This is a genomic window from Burkholderia sp. A9, assembly GCF_000801975.1.
Genome location: NZ_JSZN01000004.1, coordinates 41602 through 54178, shown reverse-complemented (window position 1 = coordinate 54178; position 12577 = coordinate 41602). Strand labels below are relative to the sequence as shown.

Genomic DNA, 12577 nt, shown 5'->3' with positions numbered 1-12577 from the left:
CACGCTTACCGGAGATCCATATGGCCATCCTACGCACCTCCCGTTCCCGAATCGCGACCGCGGCGATCGTGACGCTCGCCGTCGTCGGCCTCGGCACGTTCGGCGCGATGCGCGTGAACGCGAACGCGCCCGAGAAAGCGGCGGCACCGCTGCCCGAAGTCGACGTCGCGACCGTCGTGCCGCAGACCGTCACCGACTGGCAAGGCTATTCGGGCCGCCTCGAAGCGGTCGAGAAAGTCGACGTGCGCCCGCAGGTGTCGGGCACGATCGTCGCGGTGAATTTCAAGGACGGCGCGCTCGTGAAGAAGGGCGACGTACTGTTCGTGATCGATCCGCGCCCGTACCAGGCGGACGCCGACCGCGCGGCCGCGCAGCTCGCGGCCGCGCAGGCACGCAACGGCTACGCGCAGAGCGACTGGCAGCGCGCGCAGCGGCTGATCGGCGACAACGCGATCGCGAAGCGCGACTACGACGAGAAGCAGAACGCCGCGCGCGAAGCGAACGCGAACCTCAAGGCGGCCGACGCCGCGCTGGAAACGGCCCGCATCAACCTCGGCTATACGCGGATCACGGCACCGGTCTCGGGCCGCGTGTCGCGCGCGGAGATCACGGTCGGCAACGTCGTGTCGGCCGGGGCATCCGCCGCGCCGCTGACGACGCTGGTGTCGGTGTCGCCGATCTACGCGTCGTTCGACGCGGACGAGCAGACCTACCTGCAATACATCAACGGCGCACGCGACGGCCGCAAGGTGCCGGTCGAACTCGGCCTCGCGAACGAAACGGGCTACTCGCGCAGCGGCGTGATCGACTCGGTCGACAACCGGCTCGACACGTCGTCCGGCACGATCCGCGTGCGCGCACGCTTCGACAACGCGGACGGCGCGCTGGTCCCGGGCCTCTACGCGCGCGTGAAGGTGGGCGGCAGCGAACCGCACCAGGCACTGCTCGTCGACGATGCGGCGATCAACACCGACCAGGACAAGAAGTTCGTGTTCGTGGTCGACCAGCAGGGCCGCGTGTCGTATCGCGAAGTGCAGCAGGGCATGCAGCACGGCAACCGGCGCGTGATCGTGAGCGGCCTCGCCGCCGGCGATCGCGTGATCGTGAACGGCACGCAGCGCGTGCGGCCGGGCGAGCAGGTGAAGCCGCACATGGTCCCGATGACGGGCGGCGATGCGCCGTCCGCGCCGCTCGCGGACAACGCGAAGCCGGCCGCACCGGCGAAGGCGGAATCGTAAGCGGCACGCCGCTACGTTTTCCGCGTTCAACCAGACAGAGCCACACATGAACATTTCAAAATTCTTTATCGACCGGCCGATCTTTGCAGGAGTCCTATCGGTGATCATCCTGCTCGGCGGGGTGATCGCGATGTTCCTGCTGCCGATTTCGGAATATCCGGAAGTCGTGCCGCCTTCCGTGATCGTGAAGGCGCAGTACCCGGGCGCGAACCCGAAAGTGATCGCCGAGACCGTCGCGTCGCCGCTTGAAGAGCAGATCAATGGCGTCGAGGACATGCTCTACATGCAGTCGCAGGCGAACAGCGACGGCAACATGACGATCACCGTCACGTTCAAGCTCGGCACCGATCCGGACAAGGCCACCCAGCTGGTGCAGAACCGCGTGAACCAGGCGCTGCCGCGCTTGCCGGAAGACGTGCAGCGGCTCGGCATCACCACGGTGAAGAGCTCGCCGACGCTGACGATGGTGGTCCACCTGATCTCGCCGGACAACCGCTACGACATGACCTACCTGCGCAACTACGCGCTGATCAACGTGAAGGATCGCCTGTCGCGGATCCAGGGCGTCGGTCAGGTGCAGCTGTGGGGTTCGGGCGACTATGCGATGCGCGTATGGCTCGATCCGCAGAAGGTCGCGCAGCGCGGGCTGTCCGCCGAGGACGTCGTACAGGCGATCCGCGAGCAGAACGTGCAGGTCGCGGCCGGCGTGATCGGCGCGTCGCCGTCGCTGCCCGGCACGCCGCTGCAGCTGTCGGTGAACGCGCGCGGCCGTCTGCAGACGGAAGACGAGTTCGGCGACATCGTCGTGAAGACGACGCCGGACGGCGGCGTCACGCGCCTGCGCGACATCGCGCGGATCCAGCTGGATGCGTCCGAGTACGGGCTGCGCTCGCTGCTCGACAACAAGCCGGCCGTCGCAATGGCGATCAACCAGTCGCCGGGCGCGAACTCGCTGCAGATCTCCGACGAAGTGCGCAAGACGATGGCCGAGCTGAAGCAGGACATGCCGGCGGGCGTCGACTACAAGATCGTCTATGACCCGACGCAGTTCGTGCGTTCGTCGATCAAGGCCGTCGTGCACACGCTGCTCGAAGCGATTGCGCTGGTCGTGATCGTCGTGATCGTGTTCCTGCAGACCTGGCGTGCGTCGCTGATTCCGCTGATCGCGGTGCCGGTGTCGATCATCGGCACGTTCTCGCTGCTGCTCGCGTTCGGGTATTCGATCAATGCGTTGTCATTGTTCGGGATGGTGCTCGCGATCGGGATCGTGGTCGACGACGCGATCGTGGTCGTCGAGAACGTCGAGCGCAACATCGAAAGCGGGATGAACGCGCGGCAGGCGACCTACAAGGCGATGCAGGAAGTGAGCGGGCCGATCATCGCGATCGCGCTGACGCTCGTCGCCGTGTTCGTGCCGCTCGCGTTCATGTCGGGCCTGACCGGCCAGTTCTACAAGCAGTTCGCGATGACGATCGCGATTTCGACGGTGATCTCGGCGTTCAACTCGCTGACGCTGTCGCCGGCGCTGTCCGCGATCCTGCTGAAGGGCCATGGCGACAAGGAGGACTGGCTCACGCGCGTGATGAACCGCTTGCTCGGCGGCTTCTTCCGCGGCTTCAACAAGGTGTTCCATCGCGGCGCGGAAAACTACGGCCGCGGCGTGCGCGGCGTGCTGTCGCGCAAGACGCTGATGCTCGGCGTGTACCTCGTGCTGGTAGGCGCGACCGTGCTCGTGTCGAAGGTCGTGCCGGGCGGCTTCGTGCCCGCGCAGGACAAGGAATACCTGATCGCGTTCGCGCAGCTGCCGAACGGCGCGTCGCTCGACCGCACCGAGAAGGTGATCCGCGACATGGGCTCGATCGCGCTGAAGCAGCCGGGCGTCGAGAGCGCCGTCGCGTTCCCGGGGCTGTCGGTGAACGGCTTCACCAACAGCTCGAGCGCGGGCATCGTGTTCGTCACGCTGAAGCCGTTCTCGGAACGGCATGGCAAGGCGCTGTCGGCCGGTGCGATCGCGGGGGCGCTGAACCAGCAGTACAGCACGATGAAGGACTCGTTCGTCGCGGTGTTCCCGCCGCCGCCGGTGCTCGGCCTCGGCACGCTCGGCGGGTTCAAGATGCAGATCGAGGATCGCGGTGCGGTCGGCTACGCGAAGCTGTCGGATGCGACCAACGACTTCATCAAGCGCGCGCAGCAAGCGCCTGAGCTGGGCCCGTTGTTTACGAGCTATCAGATCAACGTGCCGCAGCTCAACGTCGATCTCGACCGCGTGAAGGCGAAGCAGCTCGGCGTGCCGGTCACCGACGTGTTCAACACGATGCAGGTGTATCTCGGCTCGCTGTACGTGAACGACTTCAACCGCTTCGGGCGCGTGTACCAGGTGCGCGTGCAGGCCGATGCGCCGTTCCGCCAGCGCGCGGACGACATCCTGCAGCTGAAGACGCGTAACGACAAGGGCGAGATGGTGCCGCTGTCGTCGCTCGTCACGGTGACGCCGACGTTCGGCCCGGAAATGGTCGTGCGCTACAACGGCTACACGGCGGCCGATATCAACGGCGGCCCGGCGCCGGGCTTCTCGTCGGGGCAGGCGCAGGCCGCGATCGAGCGCATTGCGCATGAAACGCTGCCGCGGGGCGTGCGGTTCGAATGGACCGACCTCACGTACCAGCAGATCCTGGCGGGCGATTCGGCGATGTATGTGTTCCCGATCAGCGTGCTGCTCGTGTTCCTCGTGCTCGCCGCGCTGTATGAAAGCCTGACGCTGCCGCTCGCGGTGATCCTGATCGTGCCGATGAGCATTCTGTCGGCGCTGACGGGCGTATGGCTCACGCAGGGCGACAACAACATTTTCACGCAGATCGGCCTGATGGTGCTGGTGGGTCTGTCGGCGAAGAACGCGATCCTGATCGTCGAATTCGCGCGCGAACTGGAGCATGACGGCAGGACCCCGCTCGAGGCCGCGATCGAGGCGAGCCGGCTGCGGCTGCGCCCGATCCTGATGACGTCGATCGCGTTCATCATGGGCGTCGTGCCGCTCGTCACGTCGACGGGTGCGGGCTCGGAGATGCGGCATGCGATGGGTATCGCGGTGTTCTTCGGGATGCTCGGCGTGACGCTGTTCGGGCTGATGCTGACGCCGGTGTTCTACGTCGTGCTGCGCACGCTGGCGGGCGGCAAGATCCACGTCGCCGGCAAGGATTCGGCGGGCTACGGTGTGTCGCCGTCGGGCACGCCGGCTACGGATGCTTGAGGATAACAAGATGGACAACATGCACAACCCGAATGGCCTGATCCGCTTCGCGAAGGTGGCGGCCGCGAGCACCCTGCTCGCGACGCTGCTCGCCGCGTGCGCGGTGGGGCCCGACTACAAGCGCCCGGATGTGGCGACGCCCGCGGCGTTCAAGGAAGCGCCGACGCTCGCGGCCGGCGAACAGGCCGGCACGTGGAAGACCGCCGAGCCGGCGGATGGCGAGCATCGCGGCGAATGGTGGAAGGTGTTCGGCGATCCGGTGCTCGACTCGCTCGAGTCGCAGGCGCTTGCCGCGAACCAGAACCTGAAGGCCGCGGCCGCGCGTGTCGAGGAAGCGCGTGCGTCGACCCGCACCGCGCGTTCGCAGTGGTTCCCGCAGGTCGGCGCCGGGTTCGGGCCGACGCGCGAGGGGCTGTCGTCGGCGTCGCAGTTCCAGCCGCAGGGCACGGGCCCGACCAACGCGACGCTGTGGCGCGCGCAGGGCACGGTGTCGTACGAGGCCGACCTGTTCGGCCGCGTGAGCCGCAACGTCGAGGCCTCGCGCGCCGACCAGGCGCAGAGCGAAGCGCTGTTCCGTTCGGTGCAGCTCGCGCTGCAGGCGGACGTCGCGCAGAACTACTTTGAACTGCGCCAGCTCGACTCCGACCAGGACCTGTACCGCCGCACTGTCGAACTGCGCGACCAGGCGCTGAAGCTCGTGCAGCGCCGTTTCAACGAAGGCGACATCAGCGAGCTCGACGTGTCGCGTGCGAAGAACGAACTGGCGTCCGCGCAGGCCGATGCGGTCGGCGTCGCGCGCCGGCGCGCGGCATCCGAGCATGCGCTGGCGATCCTGCTCGGCAAGGCGCCCGCGGACTTCGCGTTCAAGGAAACGCCGATCGTGCCGGTCGCGGTGAAGGTTCCGCCGGGCCTGCCGTCGGCGCTGCTCGAACGTCGTCCGGACGTGTCGGCGGCCGAGCGCGCGATGGCGGCCGCGAACGCGCGGATCGGCCTGGCGAAGTCGGCGTATTTCCCGAAGCTCGATATCACCGGCGCATTCGGCTACGAGGCGTCGACGCTCGGCAACCTGTTCATGTGGTCGAGCCGCACGTTCCTGCTCGGGCCGTTCGCCGGTACCGCGCTGACGCTGCCGCTGTTCGACGGCGGGCGGCGTGCGGCCGGCGTGCAGCAGGCCCGCGCGCAGTATGACGAGCAGGTCGCGAACTACCGGCAGCAGGTGCTCGTCGCGTTCCGCGAGGTCGAGGACAATCTCGCCGATCTGCGTCTGCTCGACGACCAGATTCGCGCGCAGGATGCGGCCGTCAACGCGTCGCGCCGTGCGGCGACGCTGTCGCGTACGCAGTATCAGGAAGGTGAGGTCGCCTATCTCGACGTGATCGACAGCGAACGGTCGGTGCTGCAGTCGCAACTGCAGGCGAACCAGCTGACCGGCGCGCAGGCCGTGTCGACCGTCAACCTGATCCGCGCGTTGGGCGGCGGGTGGGGCGCGGCGCCGGCCCCGGCCGCGCTCGGCGATGCGGCAACGGGCAAGGCGGAGGTGGCTGCACGCTGAGCGTGAACGGCGGGCGGTGTGTCGCCCGTCGGCCGTGAATCGAAGCGCCCCGGCATGCAGGCTCCGGCCTGCGTGACCGGGGTTTTTTCATCGTGCGTCGGGTTTGTATCGCAACTAACGGTCAAGTTCATCCGCCATCTTCAGACGGGGCATGCGGCGGTGTCCCGCCGCCTGCCCCGCTCAGGTGGCGGCGTGCTCTTCAGCACGCAGTGCCCGTGCCAGTTCGCTGGCCGCCTTGCCGAGCCCCGTGTGCTTCGGCCGGCGCAGGTACACGGGCAGCGGCAGCCCGTTGCGGATGTTCGCGAACACGAGCGGCGCGAGCGCGCCGTCGGCGACATGCCGTCCGATCACGGATTCGGGCAGGTTCGCCCAGCCGTGCCCGGCCTTCACGAGCGCGATCGCGGTCGCCAGGTCGGTCACCTTCCACGTGCGACTGCCGATCACGGGTCGCACGTCGGTGAGCGGCCGCTCCGGATCGGCGATCACGATCTGCCGGAAGCCCGACAGCCGTTCGATCGCCTCGGGCTGCGCGGCTTCTGCGATCGCCGGATGGTCCGGCGCGGCGACGGCAACGAGCGTCTCGGTCCACAGCGCGTGGATCTGTTCCTGCGGATGCAGGTCGAGACCGCCGTACGCGACGCAAAGATCGACGGCGCCGCGATGCAGCGCGTCGACGATCGCGTCCTGCGGCGCGGTGACGATGCTGATCGCGAGCGCCGGATACTTCGCGGCAACGGCGCTCAGCGCGCGGGCGACGGGGGCGCCGTCCAGCTCGGCCGCGAGCCCGAGCCGCAGCGTGTCCTCGACGCCTACCGACAGATGCTGCGCATGCGCGCGCAGCGCGTGCAGCCGGTCGGCGATCGAGCGGGCGTCGGGCAGCAGCGCGGCCAGCGCGGCGGTCGGCGTCGGCTCGCGCGTGCCGCGATCGAACAGCACGAGGTCCAGTTCGGCCTCGAGGTTCGCGATCGCCATGCTGACCGCCGACGGCGTGCGGCCGAGCGCACGCGCCGCTGCCGAGAACGAGCCTTTGTCGATGACGCTCAGCAGCATGTCGATGTGGTCGCTGGTCAGCATGCGCGGGCCTCCTGTCAGAAAAATTGAAAGGACCTGACTTTTGCGGGCGAAGTGCCCGCGGTAGTCTCGCCACCTTGTTCGATATGAAGGTGGTGGGTCATGCAGGGATGGAAGAGACGCATAGTCTACGTCGTGATGTTCGAGGCGCTCGGCATCCTCGTCGCATCGTCGGTGCTCGGCATGCTGAGCGGCGCGAGCGCGACGACGAGCGGCCTGCTCGGCGTGATGATCTCGACGACGGGCGTCGTCGTCAATTTTCTGTACAACCTCGGGTTCGAGGCGTGGGAACGGCGGCGTGCCGAAACCACGCGCACCGTCGCGCGGCGTGTCGTGCACGCGATCGGGTTCCAGGTCGCGCTGGTGACGTTCCTGATTCCGCTGATCGCATGGTGGCTCGACGTGCCGCTGCTGCAGGCGTTCCTGTTCGATGCGGTGCTGATCGTGTTCTTCCCGATCTTCACGTTCGCGTACAACTGGTCGTTCGACAGCGTGTTCGGGTTGCCGGATGCGGTCACGCGCAAGGCCGAACCGCTTGCGTAACGCGAGGGCCGGCAATGCGACACGAAGCGATGCAGAGCAGGGCCCGCATCGCTTCGGAAAAGAGGGGGAAGAGCGGGTAGGGCGGGCGGGACGAATGCCGCCCGCGGGCGTTACGCGGCGATGAACTCGTGCACGTAGCGGTTGAACACCGCGGGGCTCGCCGCGTTCATCCCGTGCGATGCACCGGCGACGGTCTGCCGTTGCGCATCGCCGATCCACTGCGACAGCGTGTCGACGTTGTTGCGGAACATCTTCGGGCTGCGCTGGCCGTCGATCAGCAGCGTGCGGCACGCGATATCCGCTGCCGTGTGCTGCGAATACGCGGGCAGCGGATCTTGCAGCTGCTTTGGCAGCGTGCTCGCGTTGTCGATCGCCATCGTGCGAAAGCGCGACGTGCTCTTCTTCCATGCGCCGGGCAGGCTCACCGAGTCGACGAACATCTCGAGACCGGCTTCCACTTCGCCTTGCCCGATCAGGTTCACGGCCTTGGTGCGCAGTGCGATCGCGGTAGCCGGCAGTGCGGCTTCGCGCACGCCCGGCTGTTGCAGCGGGCCGCCCGGATCGGCGAGCGTCAGCGTGTCGACGAGTTCCGGATGCTGGCGCGCGACGTTGAACGCGACGCTGCCGCCACGCGAATGGCCGACCAGATGCACGGGGCCGAGATCGAGCGCGTCAATGAATTCGGCGAGCTCGTCGACGTGGTTCTGCCAGCTGAACTCGTCCTGGATGCCCGCTTCGACGGCCGGCCAGTAGTGGCTGAGGCTCGGTGCGATGCAGCGGTACTGCGCCGACAGCGACGCGAGTTGCGGATCCCAGTAACGGTAGTCGCACAACGATCCGTGCACGAACACCATCGGTGCGCCGCTGCCCCGCTCGACATACGGCAGGCTGATGCCTGACGAAAGCGTTGCAAATTGCAGGTCGGGGTTCGCGAGCACCGAAGGCTCGATTCGCATGTTCATGACTGAAAACTCAATGGGTGCGTCATCACGACGCAACTATGCCTCACGGCGACCTGCAAGGAAAACGCATAATTTTCATCGCGACGATCAATTTTATTGATGGCTCGGCTGAAAACCCTTGTCGCAGCGTGGGGATAGGTCGAAGCCTTCAATCGTCTGACGGTTGATTCTGCGGTCGAAAGCGCGTGCGAGCGCCTGCGCACGCGCGCATCGCAGCGGGGGAAAAGGCAGGAAAAAGGCAGGGAAAAGGCCGCCGAACGCGGCCCGCTGTCACCGCACCGCGAGCGCGGGGGCGGCCTGAAGCTCGACGGGAAGATCGTTGTCGGCGGCGAACTGCATCGCGAAGTCGAATGCGTCGGCGCATACGTTGCGCAATTCGTCCGACACGAGCAGGCATTTGACGCCACCGTCGACGACCGGCATCGCGAGCCGCGACAGCGCACACGGATAGCCGGGCCGCCGTTCGCCGACGAACAGCGTGATGACGCCCGCGAGCCGCTCGGGCCAGTCGCTCGGGCGGAAGGTTTTCTGCGCGTGCGTGACGCCGCGGATCAGGTGGCCGAGGGGTTGGCCGATGAGGCGGCCAGGTTCGGTGATGTCGATGCGATCCATGCTGGTGTGCGTATCCTCGTTCGCGTCATTCGCCGCCGTCGGCCGCCGCGTCGCCGCGCGCGGGAATCCGCAGGTGGCGCAGCTTGTGATAAAGCGTCTTCTTCGGCATGCCGAGCGCAACGCTTGCGTTCGCAACGTTGCCGTTGTGACGCCGCAGCATGTCCTCGATCAGCATCCGCTCGAAATACGCGAGCTGTTCCGCGAGCGTGCCGCTCGCCGTGGCTGCGCCACCGGACGACAGCAGGCTGTCGCCGGTCAGGCCGAGCACGAAACGATCGGCCACGTTCTGCAGTTCGCGCACGTTGCCGGGCCACGCATGCGTCATCAGTTCGGACACCTGCGCAGCCGTGACGACCGGCGCCGGCTGTCCGAAGCGGCGTGCGGCCGCGAGCACGAAATGCTCGAACAGCAGCGGCACGTCCTCGCGCCGTTCGCGCAGCGGCGGCAGCTCGATCTGCGCGACGTTGAGGCGATACAGCAAGTCCGCACGGAAACGCCCGTCGGCCGCGAGTTCGGCGAGATCGGCCTTCGATGCGGCCACCACGCGGCAGTCGACCGGAATCAGCTCGTTCGCGCCGAGCCGCTCGACCACACGCTCCTGCAGCACGCGCAGCATCTTGATCTGCAGCGGAATCGGCATCGTCTCGATCTCGTCGAGGAACAGCGTGCCGCCGTGCGCCCACTCGATCTTGCCGATGCGCTTCTTGATCGCGCCGGTGAACGCGCCGGCCTCGTGGCCGAACAGCTCGCTCTCGAAGATCTGCTCGGGCAGGCCGCCGCAGTTCAGCGCGACGAAATGCGCATCGCGCCGGCCGCCGAAGTCGTGCAGGCTGCGCGCGATCAGTTCCTTGCCAGTGCCGGTCTCGCCGGTAATCAGCACCGACACCGACGTATCGGCGAGGCGCAGGATCTTCTTGCGCACGTCGGCCATCGCGGGCGACTTGCCGAGCACGAATGCCTCGATGCCCTGCCAGTTGTCGAGCGCCGCGCGCAGCCCCTGCACCTCGAGCGTGAGCCGGCGCTTCTCGACCGCGCGCGCGACCCGGCCGGCGATCACGTCCGACGAAAACGGCTTCTCGATGAAGTCGTACGCGCCGTCCTGCATCGCGCCGACGGCCGTCGAAATATCGGCATGGCCGCTGATCAGCACGACCGGGATCTGCGCATCGACGGCCATCACGCGTTCGAGCAGCTGCAGCCCGTCGATGCCCGGCATCCGCACGTCCGACACGATCACGATCGGGGCGCCGGGCGCGACGTGCGCGAGCGCGTCGGCGGCCGACGCGAATGCGTCGACCGGGAACCCGGCCAGCTCGACGGCCTGCTCGACGCCGATCCGGACGTTTTCATCGTCCTCGACGACCAGCACCCGAATCTCATCTTCCATGCTCTGTCCTTTGCAGCGTCGCCGCCGCGAATTCGATACTGAACTGCGCGCCGCCTTCGTCGCGGTTCGTCGCGGCGATCTTCGCGCCGAACCCCTCGACGATGCGCGACGTGATCGCGAGGCCGAGCCCGAGGCCCTGGCCGCGCGGCTTCGTGGTGACGAACGGCTCGAACAGGTGCGGCAGCACCTCGGGTGCGATGCCGGTGCCGCTGTCGGCGACGGTGAAGCGCACACGGCCGGCTTCGTCCGCGTCGTCTACATCGTCCGCTTTGGCGGCTTCGATGACGATGCGCCGTACCGGCGCGTCGCGCACCGCGTCGAGCGCGTTGCCGAGCAGGTTCACGATCACCTGCTGCAACTGGCTCGATTCGGCGGAGACCGCCGTGCCCGGCGCGATGTTCACGTCGAGCTGCACGCCTTCGTCGCGAATCCGCGCATCGTAGATGAGCCGCGCATGCGCGACGGCCTCGTTCAGCGACACCGCGACGCGCTCGACATCGGGCTTGCGCGCGAAGGTCTTCAGCTCGCCGGTGAGCACCGCCATGCTGTCGACCAGCTTGCCGATCCGTTCGAGATTGGCGTACGCCGGTGCCGGCTGGCCGCGCTCGAAGAACGTGCGTGCGTTGTCGCACAGCGTGCGGATCGCGACGAGCGGCTGGTTCAGCTCGTGCGTGAGGCCGGCGGCCATCTGCCCGAGCACCGCGAGCTTGCCCGCGTGCACGACTTCCTGCTGCGAATCGCGCAGCCGTTGCTCGGTGCGTTCGCGTTCGACGATCTCGCGCTGCATCCGCTCGTTCGTGGCCGTCAGCGCGGCCGTGCGCTGCGCGACGGTCAGCTCGAGCCGGTCGTTCGCGCGGCGCAGCGCGTCCTGCGCCCTCAGCCGCGCGACGATCGCCCGGCGTCGCTGGATCGCGTAGCCGACCAGCAGCGCGGCGATCAGGAACGCGCCGGTGACGAACACGAATGCGGTTTGCTGCTGCCGTCGCGCGCCGGCGATGTCGAGCAGCACCATCAGCGAATCGCCGGCCTGCGGCGCGGGGCGCGACATCACCAGATAGCGCGTGCTGCGGCCGGCGTGGCGCGGATCGGGAAACGTGCCGAACCACGCGGCGGCACTGCGATCGCCGATCCGGCGGTACGGCAGCGCGTCGACCGTGCGGCCCGCGTATTGCCGCGACGCCTGGATGTCGCGCTGCTGCTGCGCGGTGATCGGACGCAGCGCGGTGAATTTCCACGCCGGTTCGGTCGAGATCACGACCACGCCGTTGCCGTCGACCACCATCGCGGCGACGCCCGGCGCGCGCCATGCGGATTCGAGCGGGTCGACGCTGATCTTCACGGCCGCGACGCCGATCGGCACGCCGTCGTCGCGCACCGCGCTCGCGAAGTAGACGCCCGGCACGCCGGTGTTGGTGCCGATTCCGAAGAAGCGGCCGCTGCCGCGCGCGAGCGCGTCCTTGAAGTACGGCCGGTACGACACGTTGGTGCCGACGAAGCTGATCGTCTCGTTCCAGTTGCTGGCGGCGATCACTTCGCCCTGCAGGTCGATCACGTCGACGGCGCCGCTGCCCGCATCGCGGTTCACGGCTTCGAGATAGGCGTTCACCGAATGCACGAGACCGGGTGCGTCGTGCGGCGCGGCCTTCAGCATCGCGCGTACGCCGTCCTGTCGCGCGACCAGGCCGGGCAGGATCTCGAAGCGGCCGAGTTCGCTTTTCAGGCTCGACGCATACAGGTCGAGCCGGTGCTCGCCGGTTTCCTCGAGCGCGTCGATCGCGCGTTCCCACGCGAAATCGACGGCCGCGCCCGCTACGCCGACATACAGCACGGCGGCCGACGCCCAGCCCCACCACGGGATTCCCTTGAAGCTCTTCTGCACGTTCGCCCTCATCGAAGCCCGCAACCGTCCGCTACCGGCCGTCAGCAACCGGCCGTCCGCTACCGGCCGTCAGCAACGACGCGCGC

At 67.8% G+C, this 12577-nt stretch carries 9 protein-coding genes; 4 read left to right on the top strand and 5 right to left on the bottom strand.

The window, feature by feature from the left end; genetic code table 11:
* The first annotated feature begins 20 nt into the window (after positions 1 to 20).
* The 3 genes from ceoA to opcM are packed head-to-tail and all read left to right on the top strand — an operon-like array spanning position 21 to position 6037.
* Positions 21 to 1238, top strand: coding sequence for a multidrug efflux RND transporter periplasmic adaptor subunit CeoA (ceoA, locus tag PI86_RS02195; RefSeq protein ID WP_039318360.1), 1218 nt, complete (start codon positions 21 to 23; stop codon positions 1236 to 1238).
* A 46-nt stretch (positions 1239 to 1284) separates the two neighbouring features.
* Entirely contained in the window at positions 1285 to 4485 is a 3201-nt protein-coding gene (gene ceoB, locus PI86_RS02190) for a multidrug efflux RND transporter permease subunit CeoB (protein WP_039318358.1), read from the top strand.
* A 10-nt stretch (positions 4486 to 4495) separates the two neighbouring features.
* Entirely contained in the window at positions 4496 to 6037 is a 1542-nt protein-coding gene (gene opcM, locus PI86_RS02185) for a multidrug efflux transporter outer membrane subunit OpcM (protein ID WP_039318355.1), read from the top strand.
* Between the two features lie 180 nt (positions 6038 to 6217).
* On the opposite strand, the gene PI86_RS02180 is transcribed toward opcM, so the two are convergent.
* Positions 6218 to 7111, bottom strand: coding sequence for a LysR family transcriptional regulator (locus PI86_RS02180; protein ID WP_039318352.1), 894 nt, complete (start codon positions 7109 to 7111; stop codon positions 6218 to 6220).
* A 99-nt stretch (positions 7112 to 7210) separates the two neighbouring features.
* On the opposite strand from PI86_RS02180, the gene PI86_RS02175 reads away from it, so the two are divergent.
* On the top strand, positions 7211 to 7651 hold the full coding sequence (locus PI86_RS02175) for a PACE efflux transporter (protein WP_039318350.1): 441 nt from the start codon (positions 7211 to 7213) through the stop codon (positions 7649 to 7651).
* Positions 7652 to 7761: 110 nt separating this feature from the next.
* Here PI86_RS02175 and PI86_RS02170 read toward each other — a convergent pair whose 3' ends face one another.
* From PI86_RS02170 to PI86_RS02155, 4 genes are all read right to left on the bottom strand, one after another.
* The gene (locus tag PI86_RS02170) at positions 7762 to 8613 is read right to left on the bottom strand and encodes an alpha/beta fold hydrolase (RefSeq protein ID WP_039318346.1); all 852 of its coding nucleotides are present in this window, start codon (positions 8611 to 8613) and stop codon (positions 7762 to 7764) included.
* A gap of 270 nt (positions 8614 to 8883) precedes the next feature.
* The gene (locus PI86_RS02165; protein WP_039318343.1) at positions 8884 to 9225 is read right to left on the bottom strand and encodes a DUF3579 domain-containing protein; all 342 of its coding nucleotides are present in this window, start codon (positions 9223 to 9225) and stop codon (positions 8884 to 8886) included.
* A 25-nt stretch (positions 9226 to 9250) separates the two neighbouring features.
* Positions 9251 to 10612, bottom strand: a complete 1362-nt coding sequence (locus PI86_RS02160; RefSeq protein WP_039318341.1) for a sigma-54-dependent transcriptional regulator — start codon at positions 10610 to 10612, stop codon at positions 9251 to 9253.
* On the bottom strand, positions 10602 to 12503 hold the full coding sequence (locus PI86_RS02155; protein WP_039318338.1) for a sensor histidine kinase: 1902 nt from the start codon (positions 12501 to 12503) through the stop codon (positions 10602 to 10604). The genes PI86_RS02160 and PI86_RS02155 overlap by 11 nt, the downstream gene beginning before the upstream one ends.
* Between the last annotated feature and the right edge of the window lie 74 nt (positions 12504 to 12577).